At 43.8% G+C, this 26,133-nt stretch carries 18 protein-coding genes; 16 read left to right on the top strand and 2 right to left on the bottom strand.

The window, feature by feature from the left end; translation table 11 throughout:
• Window positions 1–803: 803 nt before the first annotated feature.
• The 3 genes from L3V23_RS15515 to L3V23_RS15505 all read left to right on the top strand — a co-directional run bounded on the left by L3V23_RS15515 (window position 804) and on the right by L3V23_RS15505 (window position 2,490).
• Window positions 804–1,448 (top strand): lysoplasmalogenase, encoded by a 645-nt coding sequence (locus L3V23_RS15515; protein WP_174435424.1) that lies wholly within the window; start codon window positions 804–806, stop codon window positions 1,446–1,448.
• A gap of 83 nt (window positions 1,449–1,531) precedes the next feature.
• Window positions 1,532–1,768: a YecH family metal-binding protein gene (locus L3V23_RS15510; protein WP_237292455.1), complete on the top strand. Its 237-nt coding sequence runs from the start codon at window positions 1,532–1,534 to the stop codon at window positions 1,766–1,768.
• A 134-nt stretch (window positions 1,769–1,902) separates the two neighbouring features.
• Complete coding sequence (locus L3V23_RS15505; protein ID WP_042488042.1) at window positions 1,903–2,490, top strand: YhgN family NAAT transporter; 588 nt, start codon at window positions 1,903–1,905, stop codon at window positions 2,488–2,490.
• A 114-nt stretch (window positions 2,491–2,604) separates the two neighbouring features.
• Here L3V23_RS15505 and L3V23_RS15500 read toward each other — a convergent pair whose 3' ends face one another.
• Window positions 2,605–3,504 carry an AraC family transcriptional regulator gene (locus tag L3V23_RS15500; protein ID WP_102968437.1) on the bottom strand — a complete coding sequence of 300 codons (900 nt, stop codon included), beginning with the start codon at window positions 3,502–3,504 and terminating at the stop codon, window positions 2,605–2,607.
• 206 nt (window positions 3,505–3,710) lie between these two features.
• Here L3V23_RS15500 and L3V23_RS15495 point away from each other — a divergent pair, with 206 nt between their 5' ends.
• From L3V23_RS15495 to L3V23_RS15450, 10 genes are all read left to right on the top strand, one after another.
• A complete protein-coding gene (locus L3V23_RS15495) occupies window positions 3,711–5,051 on the top strand; it encodes an MATE family efflux transporter (RefSeq protein ID WP_237292453.1) in 1,341 nt (446 codons plus the stop codon).
• 344 nt (window positions 5,052–5,395) lie between these two features.
• Window positions 5,396–6,703 carry a carbohydrate porin gene (locus tag L3V23_RS15490; protein ID WP_237292452.1) on the top strand — a complete coding sequence of 436 codons (1,308 nt, stop codon included), beginning with the start codon at window positions 5,396–5,398 and terminating at the stop codon, window positions 6,701–6,703.
• Window positions 6,704–6,864: 161 nt separating this feature from the next.
• Window positions 6,865–8,889 carry a methyl-accepting chemotaxis protein gene (locus L3V23_RS15485; RefSeq protein ID WP_237292451.1) on the top strand — a complete coding sequence of 675 codons (2,025 nt, stop codon included), beginning with the start codon at window positions 6,865–6,867 and terminating at the stop codon, window positions 8,887–8,889.
• 255 nt (window positions 8,890–9,144) lie between these two features.
• Window positions 9,145–10,152 (top strand): LacI family DNA-binding transcriptional regulator, encoded by a 1,008-nt coding sequence (locus tag L3V23_RS15480; RefSeq protein ID WP_042488053.1) that lies wholly within the window; start codon window positions 9,145–9,147, stop codon window positions 10,150–10,152.
• A gap of 18 nt (window positions 10,153–10,170) precedes the next feature.
• Window positions 10,171–11,415 (top strand): extracellular solute-binding protein, encoded by a 1,245-nt coding sequence (locus L3V23_RS15475; RefSeq protein WP_042488055.1) that lies wholly within the window; start codon window positions 10,171–10,173, stop codon window positions 11,413–11,415.
• A gap of 63 nt (window positions 11,416–11,478) precedes the next feature.
• A complete protein-coding gene (locus L3V23_RS15470) occupies window positions 11,479–12,468 on the top strand; it encodes a sugar ABC transporter permease (RefSeq protein ID WP_042488058.1) in 990 nt (329 codons plus the stop codon).
• 1 nt (window position 12,469) lies between these two features.
• A complete protein-coding gene (locus tag L3V23_RS15465; RefSeq protein ID WP_042488063.1) occupies window positions 12,470–13,366 on the top strand; it encodes a carbohydrate ABC transporter permease in 897 nt (298 codons plus the stop codon).
• Window positions 13,367–13,375: 9 nt separating this feature from the next.
• Window positions 13,376–14,725 (top strand): GH1 family beta-glucosidase, encoded by a 1,350-nt coding sequence (locus tag L3V23_RS15460; RefSeq protein WP_237292500.1) that lies wholly within the window; start codon window positions 13,376–13,378, stop codon window positions 14,723–14,725.
• A complete protein-coding gene (gene ugpC, locus L3V23_RS15455; protein WP_042488066.1) occupies window positions 14,725–15,816 on the top strand; it encodes a sn-glycerol-3-phosphate ABC transporter ATP-binding protein UgpC in 1,092 nt (363 codons plus the stop codon). Before L3V23_RS15460 ends, ugpC begins: the two co-directional genes overlap by 1 nt.
• A 76-nt stretch (window positions 15,817–15,892) precedes the next feature.
• Complete coding sequence (locus L3V23_RS15450; RefSeq protein WP_237292450.1) at window positions 15,893–18,304, top strand: glycosyl transferase; 2,412 nt, start codon at window positions 15,893–15,895, stop codon at window positions 18,302–18,304.
• Window positions 18,305–18,353: 49 nt separating this feature from the next.
• Here the strand turns inward: L3V23_RS15450 and L3V23_RS15445 are convergent, their stop codons facing one another.
• Window positions 18,354–19,295 carry an aldose 1-epimerase gene (locus tag L3V23_RS15445; RefSeq protein WP_102962982.1) on the bottom strand — a complete coding sequence of 314 codons (942 nt, stop codon included), beginning with the start codon at window positions 19,293–19,295 and terminating at the stop codon, window positions 18,354–18,356.
• Between the two features lie 64 nt (window positions 19,296–19,359).
• Between L3V23_RS15445 and L3V23_RS15440 the strand changes: the two genes are divergently transcribed.
• The 3 genes from L3V23_RS15440 to L3V23_RS15430 all read left to right on the top strand — a co-directional run bounded on the left by L3V23_RS15440 (window position 19,360) and on the right by L3V23_RS15430 (window position 26,007).
• Window positions 19,360–22,437, top strand: coding sequence for a GH116 family glycosyl hydrolase (locus L3V23_RS15440; RefSeq protein WP_102966447.1), 3,078 nt, complete (start codon window positions 19,360–19,362; stop codon window positions 22,435–22,437).
• 103 nt (window positions 22,438–22,540) lie between these two features.
• Window positions 22,541–23,557: a substrate-binding domain-containing protein gene (locus L3V23_RS15435; RefSeq protein WP_102954615.1), complete on the top strand. Its 1,017-nt coding sequence runs from the start codon at window positions 22,541–22,543 to the stop codon at window positions 23,555–23,557.
• A 164-nt stretch (window positions 23,558–23,721) separates the two neighbouring features.
• Entirely contained in the window at window positions 23,722–26,007 is a 2,286-nt protein-coding gene (locus L3V23_RS15430; RefSeq protein ID WP_102966446.1) for a glycoside hydrolase family 9 protein, read from the top strand.
• Window positions 26,008–26,133: the final 126 nt, after the last annotated feature.

Genomic DNA, 26,133 nt, shown 5'->3' with positions numbered 1-26,133 from the left:
CATCAAGCCAACGATAACTGCGATCATTACCAAACCTTGTTTTTGAGATGAAGAAATCATAACACTGCTCCTTTTCTGCCTATTCACCTGTGGAATTAGATTAACACTGTTTTAATGGCTTGATCAACACATTCTTTTCTAATGGCTTAAAATAATAACTTTAACTAGTCACATTTGCTCTATTTTGGTGATGTTTACGTGTGTTTTTGGTGCGTTCATTTAATCGCCATTGTGGCTTTTTATTGCTCTATTTGTTTTTAAGTGTATGAAAATTATGTTTTTAAATGTGTTTTAATAGTGTTCTATTTCGTTTTTTTGATTGTGGTGGGGCGGTTGGTCTGGTTTGGTCTTGTTAAGTTAATTTTGTTGTTGTTTATCCTTAAATGGTTTCCTTTGTTGATATCTTTTCTCATTAATTTTCTTTCTCACGGGAGATATTATCCATTATTGGCTATTAATTTTGTTTTTTGTCATTAGCTCGTTTGTATTTTGTGTTTTTTTGGTTTTTTATTAATAACATATTGTAATTTAATTGATTATTTTAATTATTTATTCTTTTGTTTTAAGAAAGCAAACGTTTGGCTTTTTGTTTTATTGTGATTATGTGGGGGTGGGGGTGGCTAGCCTTTGTTATTGGTTTAACTTTAGTGTTTAATGCATTTTTATTGGTGTGTTTAGGCGTTTTTAATGGGTAGCAGAGGAAAGTTGAGGGCAATGAATCATAATCAAGATCCAATTTTTGTCTTTCATTTCTGGACATCCGATCTAACCTCTCTACACTGGCGGCAGATTGTTAATGAGGTATAGGCATGTTGGGCTGGATTTCGGCTTTAATATCTGGATTTATCAGCATATCTGCGTTTGAAAGCAATAAAGCGAAGCTGGCTGTGGTGTTCAATACACTGTGTTTAGGTCTGTTATCGTTGATGCTGTTATTGTCGATAATAGGTAATCAGCAAGATGATTGGTCGGTAGCACCTTTATGGGTTCTTGCCGGTTTGGTCGTTTCTGTGGTTGCAGATATTTATAGAATTCAGCAAAAGCAGGCTAAAGCTTGTTTTAGCGCTTTTCTCGTCGTACAGCTCTTTTATAGCAAAGCGTTTTGGATACAACTTACCGGGCCGATGATCTGGTGGTTACCTGCTTTGCTCATTGCCGCAAGTATTGTGGCGTTTTTCCTCTTGTTACCTCAAATCGATACTCTTATTTTTCCTGTAACCATTATGGGAATGATGTTACTCCAGATGACATGGGCATCAGGGGAAGTTTGGATTACCACTCCAACACACGCATCTTTGCTCGGTTTTATCGGTAGCTTAAGTTTTATCGTTTCGACAATCATTCTCGCTATCCATGATTATCGCCAGCCTTTGCGCTATGGAAAAACTTTAATCGGTGGAAGTTATCTACTCGCCCAAGCGCTGATCGTTGCTTCAGTTGTTATTTAAGGCTGTTTTAAATCAACGCCACGATTGAATAACAGCGATAAGCTAAGACTCCTTTTGTTCAAAAACTCAATAGGAGAGTCAAAGTGGAACAACACATTCATGCTCATAAAATTTTGAATCAGTTGAAGTTACAGCCTATGACTGAAGAGCAACTGCGTCAGTTTATTGCTGCTGAATTTGGCACCCAAGTGCTTTTCCGTACCTGCAAACTTTCTGGCATGGATACCGATACTGTGCTTGAGTTCTTTCAGGCCAAGCAGAAAGTGATCATTAAAGATGGTGTATGGCACTTAAATCTGGCAGAGATTTGTCAGCATTAATTTGTGCCTATAGTGATGGCCGAGTCTATTAGTTGTGCCAGTTTTTTCGTGCTTCAGGCTGCGATTGTTCCTAATCGTAAAATCTGAAGTACGTTGATATACTGCGCCATTATGCTTATTGACACTGAGACACTATGGACATCCTATCTGCCGCAACCTTGTTATTTCTCATCATGGATCCATTGGGCAATCTGCCTATCTTCTTATCGATCCTAAAACACATTGATGCCAAGCGCAGACGTATTGTTCTGATTCGGGAGATGCTGTTCGCTCTGGCGATTTTGATGCTGTTCTTGTTCGCTGGTCAGTCAATCATGGACTTCCTGCATGTCCAGCCTGAAACTCTTAGTATTTCTGGCGGCATTATTCTTTTCATCATCGCGATTAAGATGATATTCCCTAGCGCAGGCAGTATTACGGGGTTAGCTGCAGGCGAAGAACCTTTCATTGTGCCTTTAGCTATTCCTTTGATTGCGGGACCAACCGTGATTGCGACTCTGCTGTTACTCTCTAGTCAAAACCCGACTCAGTTGTTAGAGCTGTCTGCGGCCGTCATGATTGCCTGGACGGGAACTTCCGTGATTCTGATGTTTAATGGATTCTTCCATAAAATTCTGGGAGAGCGTGGTTTGAAAGCGGTTGAGAGGCTGATGGGGTTATTGCTGGTGATGATTTCTACGCAGATGTTCCTCGACGGTATCAAAAGCTATGTTGGTCTTTAGTCTGTTAATGAAAATTGGGCTAACGCGATAGCCAAAAAGTCAGAAAGAAAATCGTTGATGAGAACGTACGTTCTGTCTGCTTCTTTAGTTATTTAAGGCTAAGTTATTTAAGGCTTAGCTATGGGCTGTATCTTCAGTTTCTGGTTTTCTTTTTTGTTTGATGTATTGACGTGGGCTTAAGGCGAATTTCTTCTTAAAGCATTTGGAAAAATAGTTGCTGTCACTAAAACCGGATTGCTCTGCCACTTGCTGAATCGGCATAGGATTGTCATTGGTCAGTAAGGCGTGCGCGTACTTAAGCTGCATCTCTCTTAAATACAGATTCGGCGATGTGTTGAGAAACTGTTTAAACAACCTTTCGAGCTGTCGCTGGCTAATAAATGCGGCTTGGGCGATATCGCGACTATGCATATTGCTGTCGGTAAAATTTTGTTCAATAAATATCAGCGCTCTGCCTAAAGCCATGGTGGTTTGAGGAAGGTCTTGCGTTTGTTGTTGGTACATTCGCGCCAAGGTAACCGCCAGTTGCTGCATTAAACTAGTCAGCATAGTCTCAAAACCGTTTTCAGCTCGGTCATATTCTTGCCCGATTGTCTGAATGAGTTGTTCAACAATAGAAAACTGTTCGCCGTTTAAGGTTAGCTGTGAGCGGTACTTACTGGTTTGACGCGCAATTGGCTCAACTTTGAACATCGCTTGATAACCAGAGAGTCTTCTAAGTGAAGGTGTCTCAAAAAATGGGGCATCGGCTTCAAACATCAAGTTAATGATTCTTAGCTTATCGACATCCTGAAAAGCGTGTTCAATATCCCCGTTTATTACAAATATATCTCCGGGATTGAGTGGGTAAATGTGTGACGATACTAAGTGGTTGCCTTTACCACTGATCACTAAAAACAGTTCAGAATAATCATGACTGTGTAAGCCAAAATCATGGTAGTGGTGGCAATCCAGATAAGCAAACTTCAGGTGTGGGTAACGCTGATGACGTTTTAGGTGATAAGTGGTCTCCATGTCGTTATTTTCCTTTTATTGGTCGCGTTTTTGGTAGAAGTTGCCTGTTTCCTATCATAGACTTAAGCGCCAAAAAATATCAAACCCATACTTGCATATCCCGTTCGGGCAAAAATATAGAACTAACCACTCTTTTATCTAGCCAGTGATGACACCCTGTCAGCCCACTCTGGGACAGCGTTACTATCCCTTTTAAGGTCAAAATAATGCCCAAAAATGAAAAATTTCATCAACGTATGTCTATTGTTGCTTTAACGTGGCCAATATTGGTGGAAATTTTGCTGAGGACTGCACTCGGTACCAGTGATGTATTTATGCTTTCTGGTTATTCAGATAAAGCGGTTTCAGCGGTTGGGGTCATCACTCAGCTAACCTTTTTTCTGATCATTGTTTCTACATTTGTCAGCAGCGGTACCGGCATTCTTATTGCTCAATACAATGGTGCGGAGCGAGCTCAAGATGCGACTAATGTGGGCGTTGCCAGCATTGCGCTTTCCGTCGTCGTCGGTGTACTGCTCAGTATTGGCGCGGTGCTGGGTGCTGTGCATCTTATCTCTTTTTATGGTCTCGAACCTCAAGTCGAACTTTATGCCCAAGAATATCTCATCATCAGTGGCGCAATGACGTTTAATGTGACGATTGGTATCGTCTTTACCACCATTCTTCGCAGTTACGGCTATTCTCGCTCACCTATGGTGGTGAACATGGTCAGTGGTTTGCTGAATGTGGTTGGTAACTATATTGCGCTTTATCAACCGTTCGGCTTGCCTGTTTATGGGGTTCAAGGTGTAGCGATAGCGACGGTTGTGAGTCAGATTGTTGGAACGGTGACTCTTGGTTTTATATTGAAATACAGTCCTATTTCATTGCCGATGGGCTCATTAAAGAACGTTCCTGCTGGGGTATACAAAAAAATTCTTAAAATAGGCGGAATGAATGCGGGTGAAGTGTTGTCCTATAACATGGCACAGATTGCAATTGTCTACTTTGTTGTGCAAATGGGAACTGCTTCGCTTGCTGCTTTTACCTATGCGCAAAATATCGCGCGTTTTTCGTTTGCCTTTGCTTTAGCAATAGGTCAAGCAACCCAGATTCAGACGGGTTACTACATCGGCAAAGGCTGGATAGAGAGTATTCTTAAGCGGGTGCAGATCTATTTCTTGGTGAGTTTTGTTGTCTCTATTTCTGCTGCCAGTGCTATTTATTTGCTTAGAGATTCAATATTGCCTCTGTTTACTCATCAACCGGAGATCTTGTATCTCACAGGGACATTAGTGATGGGGTCGATCATTCTTGAAGCAGGACGTGTGTTTAACCTTGTTTTTATCTCTGCTTTGAAAGGGGCGGGGGACGTTCGTTTCCCAGTACAAATCGGCATACTGTGTATGTGGGGGGTTGGGGTGTGTTTCTCTTACCTTTTAGGTATTCATTGGGGCTTTGGGGTCATTGGTGCTTGGATGGCGATAGCTTTAGATGAATGGGTGCGTGGCATCATTATGTTGGTGAGATGGCGTTCATCGTCTTGGGTTAGGTTCAAACTTCTGTAACATAAAGCTGTTTTCATATAACGGTGGAAGAAAGTTGCCCGTGAAAGATTTCATAATGTTGAAAGTTTTCATGGGCAGTTTGTTTTTTAAGCACAAAGAACACGAACATTTCGTGACTAAATTCGCTAAACCCCATGAAATGAAAGCGATTTCATTATTAGTAAACGAGAAAAATCGTTCTTAACTAGTTGAATTCAATTTAATATCCATATCAAAGACTCTTCGCGCTTGTTTCATGCTATTTATTTCGATACGCGGGTGTGAAGTCGGCAAATATTTTCAAACCTTTCATTACTTATTATTTCCCTGAATTAGAACAAACCTAAATTTAATAGGGAAATAACATGAAGAACTTTAAAGTTTTACCAATAACTTTTGCTGTGGCATCTATTTTATCCTCTGCCTCTGTGTTCGCGGCAGATACCGATATGTCAGCTTTAGAAAAGCGTATTCAAGAGCTGGAAGCTAAGGTTGTTGAAATTGATTATGTAAATGATCAACAACAAGCTGTATTGACGCCAGATACAAAAGTACCTCAAGGAATTATTTTCTCTGGTTATGCTCGCTACGGCGCACATTATTCAGATAGCGACAAACGTTATGTGGAAGGAGTCGGTAGTACTGGCAGAGCGGTAGGCCGTCTTGGTAATGAAGCTAACGGCGGTGAGTTCCAGTTAGGCAAAATATTCCAAGCGGATAATGGTGCTAAGTGGGACGTAGTGGTGATGTTTGATGAGTGGGCTCATCGTGATTGGCCTGCTGCCGGAGGTGTGAGCTTGAAAAAAGCGTACGCAGGTGTGACCAACATATTTGAAAGCCAACCTGAGCTGTATATGTGGGCAGGTCGTGACTTCCACGGTCGTCTACAACAAGGTCTGAACGATTACTTTGTATTCACGCACGATGGTCAAGGGGCGGGCTTCAACAACTTAAATCTTGGTGGCGCTAAGTTAGATATGGGCTTTGTCGGTAAAGTCGACTCGGACAAGGGTAGCTTGAACAATGACAATGGTCTTTACGCTATTACGTCAAGACTGCACAGCATCAATGCGGGTATCGGTAATCTTGATCTGTATGCTAACTATGGTTTTGCTTCTGATGAAGCTGGCGCTGCTAAAGCAGATGAAACGTCATGGCAAGTGGGTGCAGTATTGGGCCTAGGCAGCTCAAACAAACTGGTTATGAAGTACACTGATGGTGCTGATGATTCTGCATTTGATTTAAAAGGCGATGACTTTAACGTTCTGTATACCAGTTTAGAAGGTAACTACAAAGTATCTGATCAGTTCATTATCGATTATCTCGTTTCATACAAAAACCTATCAGGTAAAGATGTAGTAAATGATGCGGGTGATAATCTTGAGAGAAACGAATATTCAGGCATCATTCGTCCTCAATACCAATGGGATGAAGTGCATTCAACTTGGCTAGAAGCGGGTTATGCAATGGAAGACCATGACAGTGGTAAAGAAGTGAATGGCTGGAAAGTAACAGTCTCTCAAAACGTTTCACTTGGTGGCCTACCTTGGAGCCGTCCAATGCTTCGCTTCTACACCACTGTGGGTGATGTTGAAACGACTGGAGCAGGTTCTTCTACTTCAACAACTGTAGACACAGTTGCAGTAGGTGCAATGTTCGAAGCGTGGTGGTAATCCACTCATAGTTTACTGTCTATCTATGTATTAGCCCCAAAGGCAGATTATTGGGGCTTGGTTTACCAACCAATTTAACTCCAACTTTGGGCACCAATGTGTGCCCATTTTTTATCTTGCAAAGAACGGCATGTAGTGGATTGTTTATGAGTAGGTGGAGTATGCCCTTTCAATCGTTAGTTTCTCGTCTCTATCTTGGTTGTGTGTGCGTTATCGCAATTATGATCGGGTCTGCATGGCTATCTGTCAGTAGTAACCAGAACGTTACGGCTAAGATGGAATCCATCACTCAAGATGCAACGCCGCTGATGCTTCGCTCAGCGCAGCTTACCATTGATTTTCTTAACATTAATCGCAGTTTGACGCCGTATTTATCGGCGCAGTATCTGGATGAATTGCCGCCCTTTGTTGAGTCAATTCAAGCCAATATAGAGACTTATAACACTCAGCTTCGTTGGTTTGTTGCTCAAACACAGCAGCGCCCAGACTTGCACGATTACGTAGAGCCAATCACTGTGCAGGGGGAGCAGGTATTAGCGGTTTTGAATGCTGTTATTGACGCACATGCCAGTTACTTAGATCAGTTAGACCAGAGCTATCTGTTGCAGTCTCAGTTCCAATCACTCGTCACTCAGTTGGGTAATGTGCTTCAACGTGCGCGCAGCAGCGCAGAATCGGCAGAGGCGCGAAAAGCCCTGGATGCACTTACCAGCCAAGTTGGTTTGTTGAACAACGAAGCTAACGAAGTGTTCAAGTTGCAAGATATGACGGAACTCCGCTCCGTTGCTCGTCGCCTGACCAATCGCCAGCGTTATCTTGATGAGAGTGAACAACTGCTGATCAAAAATCACTCAAAGCTCTATTCTTCGCTTGAAACACCACTATCCGTACTTAAACAACTCACTTTCCAACCAACAGGTGCAGTAAAGATGCATGTTGATGTGGTTGAGCAAGCGGAGAATCTCGCAGAATTACGCTTCGAATTAGAGCAAAAAATTGATGCTCAGTTGGCGAATGTCGACAACCTTTCTCGTTATGCTAATCAAATCGCCAACCAACTCTATGATGAAGCAAGACAAGCGTCGAGTGAGACTCGTTCGCTGTTTATTGGTATCTCGTTGGCCTCCATTTTTATTACGGCATGTCTGGTGCTGAGTTTTACCAATATGGTACGTAAAGCGACCGGACTTTTGCTCAATGCATTAAATCGAATTGCAGCTAAAGATTTGACTCAGGAAGTGGAATATTCGGCAAACAATGAATTTGGACAAGTGGCTGAAAAGGTCAACCTGGTTGTTCGCCATCTATCGCTAATTATTGAACGCATACGTCAGTCAAGTTCCGAGCTCAACAGCACTTCATTAACCAATCAAGGTATCAGTACCGAGCTCAATGACGCCATTTACGAGCAAACTTCGCAAACTGTATCTGTGGCTTCCGCGATGGAAGAAATTGAATGTTCAGTGACGGATATTGCCCAGTCGACTGAGCACACACTGAGCTTAGTGACTGAAGCGGTTGAGCACTCCGATAAGGCGCAAACGGATATGACTGAGAATGTGGCTATGTTGGAGCGACTTTCTCAAGAGCTAAATCAGGTCACGGCAACGAATCGAGCTCTGGAACAAGAGAGCATCAGCATTGAATCTATCTTGGATACCATTTCTGGTATTTCAGAACAGACCAATTTGCTCGCGTTAAACGCTGCAATTGAAGCGGCTCGCGCGGGTGAATATGGGCGAGGGTTTTCAGTGGTTGCGGATGAGGTCAGGATTCTTGCGGCTCAAACTACGCATAGTGCGAAGGAAATTCAAAATAAAATTGAGCGTTTACAGCGTCAAACAGATATTGCTGGCAAACAAATTTCCAACTGCCTCTCTGGCATGACCCAAAGCATGCAGCAAGCCAAGCAGGTTAATGGTCGCTTTGTGAAGTTGCATGAACTGCTGAATCAAGTGTCTCATCGTAGTCAACAAATCGCTTCCGCAACGATTGTTCACCAATCCGTTGCCAGTGACGTGACGAAAAATGTCAGTCATATTCATTCGTTATCTGAGCAAAATTTACAGCGGTCAACCCAAGTAGCAGAGCATGGCGAAAAATTAGAACGTTTGGCTGAAATTCAATTTGAATTGACGGAAAGTTTTATTTTGCAATCGGAAGAAAGAAATAAAGAAGTTGTATAAATAAGAATTAAATATTGGTGTTTTAAATATTTTAAGCTTTTTAATAAGAATATTTATAACTAAGGATGCCTGACTGGGAAAATAAGCTTCATGAAACTGTTTCATGGAAGGGGATGAAATTGTAAGAGCTCTCTACTTTTATGAAAGCTCTATTTTTTCCAAAAAATTAGTGTGACCATACTCACTCATTACTCTCACTAACTACGGAATACTTAACTTGTAAGCGTTTTCAACAAAAGTAGTATTGAGGTATCGGTGGCAACAATTAAACACGTTTCTGAGCATGCGGGGGTATCTCAGGCGACAGTATCCAGAGTAATTAATGGTACTAGTCGTGTGAGTCACGATAAAAAGCTAAAAGTCGAAAAAGCGATTAAAGAGCTGGGCTACCGTCCTAACTCTATCGCTCAGGCTTTAGCATCGAGTCGTACTGGCAGTGTGGGAATTGTTGTTCCGGAACTTGGTGGGCCTTTTTATTCGGGCATTCTTCATTGCTTGGAAGAGAACCTACGTCGATTTGGCTACCATGCCATCGTGACAGCGGGTTCCAATACTGAACAGGGACAACGCGAGTCTGTAGAGTTTCTGCTAGGGCGCAGAGTCGATGCATTGATTCTCCATGTTCAGCACCTGAGTGATGATTACTTAATATCTTTGGAAGAGCAGGGCATTCCTGTTGTTTTAGTGAACCGCTTTATTCCAGAGATGTATCGAAGCTGTATTGATATTGATAACGAGCTGGGGGGAAAACTCGCTACGCAGTATCTATTACAGAAAGGCCATACCGAGATCGCTTGTATTACCGGACCTTTAGACAAATCTGATGCTCGAGGACGCTTACAAGGCTATCGAAGAGCCTTGGAAGATGCAGGGTTGGAGTATAACGAAGCACTGGTTTCTGAAGCAGGTTTTACTGAAGAAACAGGTGTTATCGCGATGAAGAAATTGCTGAAGAGAGACTGTCGGTTCACTGCGATTTTTGCGTCAAATGATCATATGGCGTTTGGAGCATTTGAGGTGTTACGGGAAGCCGGTTATTCGATTCCTGATGATGTCTCACTTGTGGGTTTTGACGATAACATTTTTGCTCGTTATCTCACTCCCTCTTTAACCACGATTAATTTTCCGATTGAGCAGATGAGCATTGAGGCAGTACAGCTCACTTTGCAAAAGCTTAACAAGAATAAGCAAGATGTGAATTTCAAACTCAACCCTGCGTTAGTAGTGCGAGATTCAGTCAAGGACATAACGAGTACCCTATAACTACATTAAGGATAAAGCATGAAATTTAAGACCTTAGCACTTTCGAGTGCGATTGCGCTGGGACTTGCTACAACGGCAACCGCAGCTGATAGCCAGATCCGTTTTGATGGTTTCCCTGATTTTGATAGCAGCTTGAAAGTACTGCTACCTGACTTCGAGAAAGAAACGGGCATTAAGGTTGATTACCTGATGAACAACCATGGTGACCACCACACTAAGCTAACCACTAACCTTGCAACGGGTTCAGGTGCTGGTGATGTGATCGTTGTGGATGTAGAGAAGATCGGTCCGTTTGTTGCGTCTGGTGGTTTAGTTAACTTGTCGGAAAAATATGGTGCAGACAAATACGCTGACCGTTTTGCTCCGTATGCTTGGACACAAGGCAAAGGTGCTGATGGTGATGTTTACGGTATCCCAGTCGATCTTGGCCCAGGTGTTATGTACTACCGTACTGATATCTTCAAAAACGCGGGTATCGACGTGAATGCAGCGATCAAAGACTGGGATTCTTACATCGATGCAGGTGAAAAACTAAAAGCGAAAAACATTCAGTTGATTGCTTCAGCAGCAGACGTAGCGCAAGCCATTATCTTTACCACAGTACCTGAAGGCGAAGGTCTGTACTTCGACAAAGAAGGTAACCCAGTGGTCACTTCTGAGCGTTTTGTGCACGCGTTTGAAGTTGCGAAAAAAATTCGTGACAAAGGCTTAGATGGCAAAATTCTAGCTTGGTCAAACGAGTGGTATGAAGGTTTCCGTAACGGTACGTTTGCAACTCAGCTATCAGGTGCTTGGCTACTTGGCCACTTAAACAACTGGATTGCACCAGGAACTGCGGGTAAATGGGGCGTATCTCACCTACCTGATGGTATCTACGGCAGCTGGGGTGGTTCTTTCCTTTCTATCCCGACTCAATCTACCAAGCAAGATGATGCGTGGAAGCTAATTGAATACATGACAACTCGTCGTGATGTACAGCTTAAACACTTTGAAACTATCGCAGCTTTCCCTGCTAACGTAACTACTTACGATGATGCACTGTTCTCACAAGAAATGCCTTTCTTAGGTGGTCAGAAAGCTCGTTTGCTGTTTGCTGAAGTGGCGAAAAACATCAAGCCAGTCGCACCAGCGAAAGGTGACCACGTGGCGCGTTCAATCGTCCTAGAAAATGCACTGATGGAAGTGTTGGATGAAGGTAAAGATATCAAGACTGCGCTTGAAGAAGCAGAGCGCTTGATTAAACGTCGTACGCGCAATCTGTAAGCCAAAGTTGTTTTAAAATTTGGGAGGCGTTACTTACGCCTCCCTAGGTAAGGGGTTGTTACTATGAACCAATCTACAGGTAACTCAGTGAAAACATCAGGCGGCGAAAGCCTTTTTTCTCGCCTGAATTTGAAAGCGCTTACACCGTATTCGTTTCTGTTGCCGTTTTTAGTTATTTTTTCTGTATTTGGAATATTTCCGTTACTTTTTTCTGTCTTTTTGTCGTTTCACTCATGGAACCCTGTGGAAGGGTTGGGAGCGATGGAATATGTGGGAGTTGAAAACTACCATATCGCTCTGACTGACCCATGGCTATGGCGTTCTCTGAAGAATACTTTTTGGTTAGCGATTACCTCTGGCCTAGCTCAGCACTTAATTGCCATTCCAGTTGCGTACATTCTTGTATCAATGGGGGATAAGATCCGTCATTGGTTAACATCAGCGTATTTTCTTCCGTATATCACTTCTACGGTTGCGGCATCACTGATTTTCTTCAACATGTATTCACCAAACTCCGGCATCATCAACCAAACGTTGATAGCACTGGCAGACAGTTCACTGTTTGGTTGGGCATTTGCTTGGGTTAATGATTTCCAACCGATTCGCTGGTTGGATGATGCGACTTTGATTAAGCCATCTATCGCCATCATGGTGTTCTGGAAGTACACAGGTTTCAACATCGTACTGTACACCACTGGCTTAATGACTATTCCGAAAGACATCCTTGAAGCTGCCCGTATGGACGGTGCCAACGCACTACGTCGCTTCTGGAACATTTCACTGCCTATGATTCGCCCGTTTGTTTTCTTCGCAGTCACGATGACCATCATTGGTAACTTGCAGTTGTTTGAAGAACCGTTTGTGTTGACTCGTGGTGGCGGCGGTACTGGTCAGGCTGGTCTTACTATCTCTATGTACTTGTACAAGGTGGGCTGGGAATGGCTTGAAATGGGTACGGCGTCAGCTATCTCTTGGTTGCTGTTTGCTCTGATTGCAGCTTGTACCATGGTTCAATTCTTCTTCTTCGGTAAAAAAGGTTTGGGGGAGCAATAACATGACGACTCAATCTGTTACATCAAACTCGTCGTTGTGGGCTTCGATTAAGCCTAGCGATCGAGCGATTGAAAGTTTCACTAAGATCTTGATGGTTATTTTGGCACTTGTCCTGATTGTGTCAGCGATTGTGACTGTTTTCCCGTTCATTTGGTCTGCTCTGCTTTCGACACGTGACCGTGGGGAGATCTTCGGTACAGGAATCAGTTTTGCTATTGGTGACAGCCTTGCCATCAACTACGCCAAACTGCAACAGATCATGCCTTTTTGGCAGGCGATGTTTAACTCTATCTACGTTGCATTCTTAGGAACAACGATTTCATTGCTGTTCTGTAGTATGGGTGGATATGCGTTTGCGGTATTTAAGTTCCGTGGCAAAAACATTCTGTTTGGCATGCTGGTTGGTTCGATGATGATTCCGCCAGTGCTCAGCCTGATCCCGTATTTCATGATCGTTAAGTTCTTAGGCTTGCTGGATAACCATGTATCGGTATGGCTTCCGTTCACGACCACACCTTTTGGTATTTTCCTGATGCGTCAGCACGTAGTGGCTTCCATTCCGAAAGAGCTGCTAGAAGCGGCAAAACTGGATGGTGCAGGTGAGTTCAGAACGTATTGGAGCGTGGTACTACCGTTGATGAAACCAGCACTTGCGACTCTGGCTATCGTTCAGTTCGTCTTCTTCTGGAACATGTTTATGCAACCTCTCGTGGTGCTAATGACTCCAGAAAACTATGTAATTACTCAGGCACTACGAAGTGTACAAGGTATTCCTAATACTCCTTGGGGAGCAGTAATGTTGGGCACCACAATCTCGATTCTTCCTCTGGTTGTGACTTATCTCTTTGCGTCTAAACAGATGATTAGTGGCTTAACGTCCGGTGCAGTAAAAGGTTAAAAAATGACAATAAATAAATATCAGTTGCCGAAAGATTCGGCACTACTTACTCAAGATTTTGTTTTCGGTGTCGCGACGTCTTCTTATCAGATCGAAGGTGGTATTCATGAAGGCGGTCGTTCACCTTCTATTTGGGATACGTTTTGTAAGGTACCAGGCAAAGTAGATAAAGGTGACAACGGGGATATTGCTTGTGACCACTACCACTTGTGGAAGCAAGATATCGAAATGATTGCAGACCTAGGTGTGGATGCGTACCGCTTATCGATTGCATGGCCAAGAATCCTGCCTCAAGACGGCGTGGTTAATCTTGAAGGTCTTAAGTTCTATGAGCAGATAATCGACGAGTGTCATGCTCGTGGTTTGAAAGTTTATGTGACGCTTTACCATTGGGATCTTCCACAATATTTGGAAGACAAAGGTGGTTGGCTGAACCGTGAAACAGCGTACAAATTTGCCGAATATGCTGAAGTTGTCAGCGCGCATTTTGGTAACAAGATCGATGTATATACCACGCTCAATGAACCATTCGTTGCTGCTTTCTTAGGCTACCGTTGGGGTCAACATGCACCGGGTATTAAAGGTGATAAAGAAGGCTATCTAGCAGCCCACCACCTGATGTTAGGCCATGGTTTAGCTATGCCAGTGCTAAGAAAAAATGCGCCTGAGTCCATGCATGGCATCGTATTCAACGCAACGCCGAGCTATCCGGCTACGGATAAAGACAAAGCGGCGGCTGACTACTGTGAAGCAGAGAACTTCCATTGGTTCATCGACCCTGTACTCAAGGGGCAATATCCGAGTGTTGTAGTTGAAAAACAAAAAGCCAACATGCCAATGATCCTAGCGGGCGACTTAGAAATCATGTCGGCACCGGTGGATTACATCGGTATTAACTATTACAGCCGCAGTGTTGCTCGTTTCAATGAGCAAAATGAGATTGAAACAATTAAGCCAGAAGGCGCTGAATACACTCACATCGGTTGGGAAATGTATCCGCAAGGCCTAACGGATCTTCTCGTAAGAATTGATCAGCGTTACGACAATGTGCCGCCTTTATACATTACGGAAAATGGTGCAGCTGGTAATGATTCAATTATCGATGGTGTCGTCAATGATGAACAACGTGTTCGTTATTTCCAAACTCACCTAGAAGCGGTTGATAACGCTATCCGCGCAGGTGTTCGTGTCGATGGTTATTTTGCATGGAGTTTAATGGACAACTTCGAATGGGCATATGGCTATGAACAGCGTTTCGGCATCGTCCATGTTGACTATGCAACCCAGAAAAGAACATTGAAGCAGAGCGCTATTGCGTACCGCAATATGCTTCTAGAGCGCGCCGAGGAGAACAAGTAATGGCTAAAGTAGAATTTCGTAAAATTAAAAAGTCTTTTGGAAATGTGGATGTTGTTAAGCACTTTGATTTCACAGTAAAGGATGGCGAATTTGTGGTTTTCCTTGGTCCTTCTGGCTGTGGTAAATCAACTACGCTACGTATGCTCGCGGGACTTGAAGACATCTCTTCTGGCGAAATCTATGTTGACGATAAGTTGATGAACAAGATTGATGCTAAAGATCGCGATTTGGCGATGGTGTTCCAAAGCTACGCTTTGTACCCACATATGACTGTGTATGAAAACATTGCTTTTGCTCTCAAGCTCAAAGGCATGAAGAAACCAGACATCGATGTGGAAGTTCGTAAAGCAGCCAAAATGCTGGAGCTAGAAGCGCTACTGGACCGTAAACCGAAAGAGCTTTCTGGTGGTCAACGTCAGCGTGTTGCGATGGGCCGCGCGATGGTACGTACACCGAAAGTGTTCTTGTTTGATGAGCCGCTGTCTAACCTTGATGCCAAGCTACGTGGTGTGATGCGTGAAGAGATCAAACAGCTACACCGTGAGCTGAAAACAACCACAATCTATGTAACGCATGACCAGATCGAAGCGATGACATTGGCTGATCGCATCGTGATTCTGAAAGATGGCTATGTGGCACAGGTTGGTACTCCAACGGAAGTGTTTAAACGTCCTGCAAACAAGTTTGTTGCACAGTTCATCGGTAACCCGTCAATGAACATGTTAGATGCGAAATTGATTAGTGAGCAGAATGAATACTTTATTCTTTTGGGTGATGTGAAGATTCCACTCCCTGAGCGTTTTAAAGCGCATGCTTCTAAGAATCTTGCTCTGCACTTTGGCATTCGACCAACCGATATCCACTTACGTCCAGAGCAAGTCGATCATGACCGTGTGTTGCCGATTCCAGTCACTATCAAAGACAAAGAGTTGCTTGGTGCAAGCATCTTGCTGAGAACAGAAGTGAGCGGTCAACCTTTGACTGTAGAAACACAGGCGGCAGAAGTAGAGAGCAAAGAACAGACGCTTTACGTTGACCTGGATGCTATTCACTTGTTTGACGCGCTGAGTGAAAAATCACTGGCTCACTAGTAACCAGCCTAAATACAAGACCCAAGAATCAATTTAATAGTTAGCTCCCACACGTATGGGAGCTAAGGATAGTGATATGAAATTCGGATATTTTGACGATAACAATAAAGAATATATCGCCACCACTCCTTGTACACCGATTAAGTGGTGTAACTATGTAGGTACACTGGAGTTTGGTGGTCTCGTTGACAGCAACGGTGGTGTTGTTTTGTGTAAAGGTGACCCTGCGCTGAACCGCATCACCAAATACATTGCCCAACTGCCAAACTCAGACTTTAAAGGCTCTACTGTTTATCTGAAAGTGACTAACCGTGAAGGTAAAGTTGAAGTATTTTCACCTTTTTACACGCCAACATTAAAGCCGCTGGAAAAGTTCGAAAACCACACCGGTCTTTCTTACACAAAAATCATTTCAGAAGGCTATGGCGTTCGATGTGAAGTGACTCTGTTTGTGCCTAAAGATGCTCCTGTGTTACTTGAAGACATCAAAGTTACTAACATAAGTGATGAAGAGCTGCATGTAGATGTTGTGCCTGTGTTTGAATTCACCCATTTTGACGCGTTAAAACAACTGGTTAACGCAGACTGGGTACCTCAAACCATGACTTTGAAAGCGCATCAACAAGCGTCTGGACATACAGTTCTAGAGCAGTATGCCTTTATGAAACGCGACTACGCAGTAAACCTGATGACGGCAGATCGCCCTGCGACTTCATTTGATGGTGACCGCCAGAAGTTCCTCGGTAATATGGGTTATGGCAGCTGGGCTGCGCCTGAAAAACTGTTTACTGCTGAACTGGGTAATAGTGAATGTCTGCGTGGTGACAACATTGGCGCATTAAACTTGCGTTTAGGTTGGTTAGCACCACAGCAGAACGAACGTACCGTTGTACAGCTAACGCAAATGCCGAGCCTAGCACAAGCTGAGCCTATGCTTGCGAGGTATCGCGATCATCAAGAAGTGGATAAGGCGTTTGACGCTCTGGCTACTCATTGGGACAACTATCTTGCGGCAGTTCAGGTTGAAACGCCTGATCCTGCAATGAACTCAATGCTGAACATTCACAACCCGCGTCAGTGTCATACAACGAAAAACTGGTCACGCTATTTGTCTTTGTATCAGCTTGGCTACGGTGCTCGCGGCATTGGTTTCCGAGACTCTTCGCAAGACACTCTTGGTGTTATCACTCATATGCCTGAAGAAGCGCGCGAGTTTATCGAGCGTCTGCTTTCAGTACAAAACGTAGATGGTTCTGCGATGCACCAGTTCTTCCCATCTACGATGGAAGCGAACGCAGGAGACTCTCGTGAAGAAGAAGATCGCCCTGATTACTACGGCGATGACCACTTGTGGATTGTTTATGCAGTAACGCAGTACGTCAAAGAAACAGGTAATGCAGAGTTTCTCGATAAGCTAATTCCGTTCTATCAAAAAGATAAGCAAGGCAAACCACTTGAATCGGCGAGCGTGTGGGAACACTTATGCCGCGCGATTGAATTCACTCGTGGTAATACTGGTCAACATGGCTTGCCATTGCTTGGTTTCGCTGACTGGAACGATACGGTGAACTTGCCAACAGGTGCTGAGTCTCTAATGGTTGCCAGCATGTACGGTAAAGCGCTACTCGATATGCTCGATCTCTGCCGCTTGCGTGGTGAAGATGACCGTGCCGCGCAATATCAGGCACAGTATGAGCAGATGAAAGCCATCGTTAACCAGTGTGGCTGGGATGGTGAGTGGTTTGTTCGTTACTTTGACGAGCAAGGGCAACCTGTCGGTTCTCATACCAATGCGCAAGGTCAAATCTATACCAATGGTCAAAGCTGGCCAGTAATTGCAGGCTTTGCAGAGCAAGAGCGCGCGACTCAGGCGCTTAACTCGGTATACACCAAACTCAATACGGCAAACGGCATTAAGCTTTCAACCCCTGGCTACAATGGCTTTAACCCGAACCTTGGTGGTGTTTCAACTTACCCGCCGGGCGCGAAAGAAAATGGCGGTATTTTCCTCCACTCCAACCCTTGGGTGATGATTGCTGAAGCGAAAATGGGTAACGGTGATCGTGCTTACGAGTACTACCGCCAAATCAACCCTGCATCAAAGAATGATGTGATTGATATCTTTGAATCAGAACCTTACTGCTACCCGCAAAACATTCTTGGTGATGAGCATCCGCAGTTTGGTCTTGGCCGAAACGCTTGGTTGTCGGGCACATCTTCGTGGACTTATGTTGCCGGAACACAATGGATTTTGGGCGTGCGTCCTGACATTGATGGTTTGATTGTTGATCCTTGTATTCCAGTTGATTGGAAAGAGTTTCGCGTTAAACGCCAGTTCCGTGGTGCGACCTACCATATTCACGTAACCAACCCAGACAAGGTAAGTAAAGGTGTGGCGGAGTTGCGCGTGAATGGTGAAGTCCTAGCTGGGAACAAAGTGCCAGTGTTTACTGAAGGTGAACATCAAGTAGAGGTAAGACTCGGCTAGTAAATGAGGGGAGCATTGCGCTCCCCACTTTTTGAACTCGCCAATAGAACTAGACAAATGTGGCTTGGCATTGCCACTCAAATTGAACGGTTTCCTCTGGAGCCAGCTCCAGTAGACCAATGTGATTATTGAATGCATCAGCAGGGCAAGTCATTGGCTCAATCGCAATACTAGGCTCCGAAGGTGGCGTATAGAGTTGCACGAACGAGTAGCCCTTGCCTTGGTTGAACTGCAAAGAAGCGCTCTTGTCATCACGTATCAGTGCAAGAGTTTGCTCTGATGAGTCACTGAACAGGTAGCAGTGATTGAGGTTAACGCCTTCCAATGAAGTTGGGGTAGAGAAGACGTTGCTAGAGAGATATTGCCCGGTAGGTAAATCGTGTTGGTGTTCGAGCTCGGTATGAGCCGCCATAGTGAGCTGACAATGTTTGAGGTCACAGCCGAGAGAAAAGTAGGGGTGCCATGCATCTCCAAATGGGAAATGTTCGGTGCCTAAGTTGGTAATGGTCGTATTGCAGCTTAAGGTTCCTTGATAGTCAATTCGATAACGGACATCAAGGCGAAACGCGAAGGGATACCCATCCGCTAATTTAGTGGTTTCAAAGCGAAATGTGGCTTCAGCGTATTCACTATTGGCTTCATGCGCGACCAGTTTAAAAGGTTGGTTATAGAGCAAACCGTGTACTGCATGCTCAGACCATGGAAAGTTGGCTGCCAGTGTGTAATCACGTTGTCTATAGCGGTATTGGCCTGCTTTTAGGCGATTTGGAAAGGGGAAGAGCTTTGCGCTACGCGAAAAGAAAGGATGAGATTGAATTAAATCATGACTGTCTTGGTATCCCACAATAAATGAAAATGGACTGTGGTTAACTCGATATTGATTAATGATAGCACCGAAGTCTTGAATAATATCGACTTGAATTCCAAGTTCAGAGTTTAATATGGTTGTTGAATTGAGTTCCCCAAAATTGTTTTTAATTAATTTAAACATAAATATTCTCCTTTTTTTAGATATTAAAGGATGAGTTTAAATATTCAATATTGGATTTGAAATTATGATAAATAAAATTCCATATACATCGTATTCAGGTCAAGCAGGTGCATTATGCAGTAAAGGGAATGCCGTTGAGTTTCTTCAGCCTTGGTATACCCCGATCTCAACAACACCAGCTAATACAGGGATGGCCGTTGGTGGTATAGGTTCGACATTTACCTTAACTCCGCAAGGTAACACACCAAACTTTAGCTTTATTCCAGGCATATTCGTTGATTGTGAACATGAAAGTATTCACTTTAATGACTTCTATTTTTCCGTAATGGATGAACACTCTCTGGATAATTTGGATATACCAAATGTCGGTGAATTATTACTGTTCTTAAAATATTATCCAGTGGACTTTTATTTTGATGTTTTTCATGCCAAGAATAAAGATTTAATTCTTTCTGGAATAAAGAATTGTTTGCGTTCAGGCTTGTTCTATCTAAATAATAAATCCAACTTTGAACGTTGGCAGATTGAATTTTCCGATAAAACCCAACAAGCGATCACCAACGATCCTTCTAGTCTTGAAACCCAGTTGCTTGTTGTGATCGATTTCTTCAATGGTTTATTGATAAACAACTCGGCACGAGCTCTGTCGCTGACGGCTAATAATGGTTCAAGCGTTGAATCTATTGATCCAAGCAACATAGAGTACCGTGCTCTTTATCCGATCGCAGAGTTCGAATATCGAGGGCTTGAGTCTGTTGCGCTAACGCGTCAGGTCATTTCACCTATTGTGAAAAACGACCAAATGCTTTGTAGCTTGCCGATGCACTGGAACCACTTCGAGATGAGTAACCGTAGTGACAAAACTCAGCTTGTCACCTTGGTTCAACCGTTACGCAATTTGATTGGTTCAACCTATAAGAAAGCACGTGAAGGTGTGCAAGATTCTTGTTGTCACTTAGTTCAAAATGCCATCAGCCAACAACATCAGCCAGTAACTATCTCTGGTGCTGGTTTTGAGTTCCATGGCGTGAGTATGACATCGAACTCACCTTATGATGGCGATATCTCAGGTGAGGTCTTGTATGGCGTGCATACCCAATTTGAAGGGGTAACGGCTGAGCAAGTAACGGTAACCGTCAAACCTCAGGTCTACTGCAGCAAAGCGGATCAACAAGTTGAGCGAGCATTAAAAACAGGCCGCACCAATGCGCATTTTGATCGTGGTATCTATAGTGGCCGAGAGCCATTAAGTGCTTTGGTCTGTGTGCAAGTGACTCTTAAACCTGGTGAGACGATTGCACTTCGATTTGCTCAAGTAATGGATCACAGCAAAATCTTATTGGATGGTTGGGAAAGTGAAAAAGCTTATGCCCGTTACTTTGATGCTCAATCGCGAGCGCAATCTATTCTCAACCAGACTTTGCCGAGACTGAGCGAGATCGAGCAAAACATTATCAGCCAACAGCGCGAGTTCCTTGATAATGCCAGCCAAACCTTTGTTGATAATGACTGTGCGCTTCGTTTCGCCACTATGGCGATGAACAGCTTGTCCTTCTTAGCGGAATCTACGGTATGGGATAAGGAAAACGTACTTCTGGTGAAAGAGTGTGTTGATTACCCATTTTTTAACTCACTGGATGTGTATTTCTACGGTTCATTTTCTCTGCTCTATCTGCTTCCGGAGCTTGATGGCTGCGTAATGAAACACTTCGCCAAAGCCATCTTAAATAGTGATGAAAAGCTGCGACGCTACTGGGAGTATGAAGATAAGCCTTATGCAGAGTTGGTGGACGAAAAATATCAGGGAAGCAGAGCTGAACGTGGGGCGGTCATTCACGATCTGGGCAGTCCTTTTGATATTGAGCCAGATGCTTACAGCTGGCATAACGTCAAAGAGTGGAAAGATTTAGCGCCTAAATTCATTCTGATGGTGTATCGCCACTGGCAAAAAACGGGCGACCGCGAAGTGGTTGAAAGTTGTTGGTCATCAGTGAAAGAGAGTATCGATTATCTGACCAATCTTATTGAAGATGGAGACACTCTGCCTTTGACCCGCGGTACTGATGATACCTTTGATAATCTTGCTTCTCATGGTGTTTCAATCTACTGTGGTAGCTTATGGGTAGCAGGGTTGCGCGCAGCAAGTGAACTGGCATTGTTAGTCGGTGAGGAAGAGCTGGCTCAGGGGTATACGCAACGTTCTAAGGATGCTCTTGAAACACTAGAGCGCGGACTTTGGGACGAGCAAAAAGGCTACTACCATTTCTTCATCACACCAGTACAGGCTAAGCATTTAACCGGAAACGGTTTCGAATCACTTGAAAAACTTGGCTTAACGCTGACAGGTAATACCGTACATGATGCTAACTTGGTCAACGCTTATTTAGATGCTTACGAAGTAGACAGTAGTATCAGCAAGCGAGGCCAACGTTTGGCTAAGAAACAACGACTGATCGAGCTAGCGCCGCAAGCATTCAGTGCTGAATTTGCCAAGTTGGAAGCGGATTCCGACAACAGTTTTGGTGACGCACTATTGGCGGACAGCTATCTGAAGCTGGTCGATTTACCGGGCTTGTTTGATTCATCACGCATTGAACGTACGCTAGATTTTATCTATCAAACCAACTTTATTACCAACAGTCCTAAATTGGGGGTTGCTAATATGACGCTGGCAGATGGTAGACCTCACGATGCGTTTCAGGCGCAAGATGTTTGGATTGGCGTTCAGTTTAGTGTTGCGACTGCACTGCGTCTTGCGGGTAAGCAAGCACAAGCAGAGCGATTGATGGATGCGGTATATCAGGCACTTTACAGCATGGCAAAAATTCCTTTCGCTGCTCCGGAAGGGTTTAACTGCTCTGTTACTGTAAGCGAAAACGATATTGCACAACGCTTTGACCTAACGTCAGAGGTGGCGAGTGAGTTGTTATTGCACTTACAGAAGGTTGGTCACTTGTTTGCTGATGGTCGGGTGAATCCAGAGCTGACTCAAAACATTGAGGAGTTTGCGCTGAGTTTGTCCAACTTACCTTCAAACGTCGACTATCGTGAACTCCACACTTGGTTGTTGAGTACCGGTTTGAAATACACAGCCGGACGCTATTTCCGACCTGGAATGATCTACGCCTATCTCTATAGATAGAGTGATTAGGTAGTTCAAAGGTGGAATATGTGGGATTGAGTGTAAAAGCCAATCCCACTTTATGCTTCATATACTTATAAAAAAGAACGAGGGGGTAAGTCTGATGACCAACAAAAAGAAAAAAGCTCCAACTGTTTATGATGTAGCAAAATTGGCTGGCGTATCACCCAGCACTGTTTCACGCTTTTTGAACCGAACTACCTATGTTGCGGAAGAGAAGAGTCATAAGATCGAACAAGCCATCACCTCTCTAGGCTACAAGCCAAACTTCCAGATGCAGCAGGATAAAAGTCGTCGCTCTATGACGATTGGTGTCCTAGTACAGCATCCTGACAGTCCTTACACCAGTAGCATTCTAAATGATATGGAACGAGTTCTGTTGGCACAGGGCTATTCTTTAGTGCTGGCGACCGGGCATTGGCAGAACAAGCTTGAGATGCATGCGCTTGAATACTTAATGAAGTGCTCAGTTGATGGTTTGATCATCGTGACTGGTAGCCTAAGCGAACAAATGATTTTGAAAACGGCAGAATCAATCCCTGTGGTAGCGGTAGGCTATAACATCGAGGGAGAAAACATCCGTTCACTCAATTTGGACAATGTCATGGGTGGCTATATTGCAACTTTGCACTTGTTACAACTCGGTCATATGAACATCGCTCATATTAAAGGGCTAGAGAGTCAACCAGACTCAAGAGCACGTCTTAAAGGCTATAAAAAAGCTTTGCTTGAAGCGAATATCAAACCTAATCCTAAGCTGATTAAGCAGGGCGATTTTAGATCTGAAACCGGCTATAAAATGACGGTGGAATTGATCGAATCAAAAGTTCATTTCTCAGCACTGTTTGCAGCCAATGACCAAACGGCTTATGGCGCGATCAAAGCGTTGACTGACCATGGTTACAAAGTACCAGAAGATGTCTCGGTGGTTGGGTTTGATGATTTACCCGTTTCACAATATTTCACACCAGCATTGACCACCTTGCGCCAGCCAATAGAAGAAATTGGTGCGTTATGTGCGAGATCTATGCTGAATTTGCTTTCCGGAGAGCGACACGAAGTCAGATTACCTCCGATTGATCTTATCGTTCGTCAGTCTACTAAGTCGATTTATCGATGAGATTCTCTTGAAACAGATTCATAAGCTCAGAGGCAAGTGTTAGTAGTATCACGAAGGGAAAAATAGACATTTTTAGAGCAGTTTATTTGTGCGCAGACATCAAACTATTCGCTATGAAATCGCTTACTTTCATCGTGTTGTAATTCATATGTCTAGGAGTAACTATGCACAAATTCAAACTCTCACTGGCGACCATACTGATTCTTTCATCGTGTTCTGTTTATGCAAATGAGCAGCTTATTAACGGTAAATTTGACGGTAGTATGGATGGCTGGTGGAATGCTGGTGCAGATGTAAAAATCAATAATGGCGAAGCGTGCGTCGAAATTAGAAATCCGGGTGAAAACTCGTGGAATGTGATTTTAGGTCAAGGCGGCATTGGTTTAGCCAATAGCGCAGACTATCAGGTTTCATTTGATGCGTACGCGACTGTCGACACTCAAATGAAAGCGCTGATCCAGCATGAAGGGCCTCCTTACACGCATTACTTTATTGATGAAACAAAGGTCTCGACTCAGAAGAAGAGCTATAAGTTTAACTTCAATCATGATGTTGAAAGTGATGCGAAGACAGAATTCCAGTTCCAAATGGGCGCACAGAAAGTTGGCACTATATGCGTCAGCAATGTGTCGATTCTTGGCGAACGATACATCGAAGAACTAAAGACCAGCTCTGTTCGCGCGAACCAAGTTGGTTACCTTCCTCAAGCCGATAAGTTTGTATTTGTCGCTAATGAATCTAAAGAGCCCTTAAAGTGGGTGCTAACCAACAGCAGTAATATCAATATCGATTTGGGCAGAACGGAAGTTTTTGGTCTTAATAAGGCTTCAGGTGAATTTATTCACCGTATTGACTTATCAAACTACAAATCGGATATGAGTGGTTTGAAAGTGAAAGTTGGCGAAGACGAGAGCTTCCCATTCAGCATCAACAAAGATATCTACAACCAGTTGAAATACGATGCGTTGTCTTATTTCTATCAAAACCGCAGTGGTATCGATATCGATAAAGCCTTGGTACAGCGTGACGATTTAGCGCGCCCAGGCGGTCATATGAGCGATGTAGTTACCTGTTTTGATAAGACGGACAGCTGGGGCAATAAATGGCCTGGTTGTGATTTTACGGTCGATGTAACTGGTGGTTGGTATGACGCAGGCGACCACGGTAAGTACACTGTGAACAGCGGTATCTCAACCTGGACTCTGTTGAACTTGTTTGAAAGAGGTAAATGGCTAGATAACGCACCTATTCCTTTTGCTGAAGGGAAGGTGAAAATTCCTGAAGCTGGAAACGGTGTGAATCCTTTGTTGTCTGAGGCTCGTTGGAATATCGAGTTCATGTTGGCGATGCAGATCCAAAGTGACAAACCCGTCGCTGTTCCTGTTGGTGACCAGTCTGAAGACAAAACACTTAAACTGACGAAGATTGACGCAAAAGGTATGGCTTTCCATAAAGTTGCTGATGAAGCTTGGACAGGTATGCCATTGCCACCTCATATGGACACCCAGAAACGATATGTGGGTTACCCAACGACAGCTGCAACGTTGAACTTGTCTGCGATTGGTGCTCAATGTGCCCGAATTTGGAAAGAGATTGATCCTAAGTTTTCGAAAAGCTGTTTGAATGCGGCACAAGAGGCTTGGGAAGCGGCGAGCAAAAATCCTAATATTCTTGCCTATGATAACTTCACAGGCTCGGGTCCTTATGATGATAAAGAGCTTTCAGACGAGTTCTACTGGGCTGCAAGTGAACTTTATATCACCACAGGTGACAGCAAGTACCTTAAAGCACTGAAAGCTTCGCCTCATTATCTAGAGACTCCAAAAGGCAACATTGAAGCTGATGATGAAATGTTCTGGGGGTACACAGCACCTTTAGCAACGATAAGCTTGGCGGTTGTTCCTAACGGACTGGGTGAAGAGCAGATTAAAGTAGCAAGAAATAACCTAATCGCTACCTCTGATAATTTTGTGGGTCAGATTGAGAACGAGGGTTACCACATTCCTTACACGGTAGAAGAGTACCCATGGGGATCGAACTCAAGCTTTGTGAACCGAGCTATCTTCTTAATCTATGCGAATGATTTCACTGGCGATATTAAGTATGTGAAAGCGGCTGCAAATGCGATGGATTACTTACTTGGCGCTAACCCAATGAACCTCTCTTACATTACAGGTTACGGTACCAACGCTGCTAAGAGCCCTCATCACCGTTTTTGGGCACATGCCGCTGATGAAAACTCACCAGCTCCAGCACCAGGTGCGCTAGTGGGTGGGCCAAACTCAACAAGCTACAGCGATCCTGTTGCTGCAACGCTGAAAGGGTTATGTGTGGGTCAAACCTGCTATAGAGACAGCATTAATGCGTGGTCGTTCAATGAGATCACGATTAACTGGAATGCGCCTTTAGTTTGGGTTGCTTCTGCTTTGGATGAAGGAAAGCTAAATTAATTTGTTTGTCTTATGAGTCTGTTGGTCATCTCAAATTTGCTTTCAACGTTCAAAATGAGGTGGCCAATATTTTTACTTTCAAGCAAGTAAAGAGTCGTAAAACAGATTGAAACAATAAATTATGCT

Origin of the sequence: Vibrio sp. A1-b2, from assembly GCF_021726015.1 — a bacterium.
Classification (GTDB): domain Bacteria; phylum Pseudomonadota; class Gammaproteobacteria; order Enterobacterales; family Vibrionaceae; genus Vibrio; species Vibrio diazotrophicus.
This window is presented reverse-complemented; position numbering and strand designations above follow the sequence as displayed.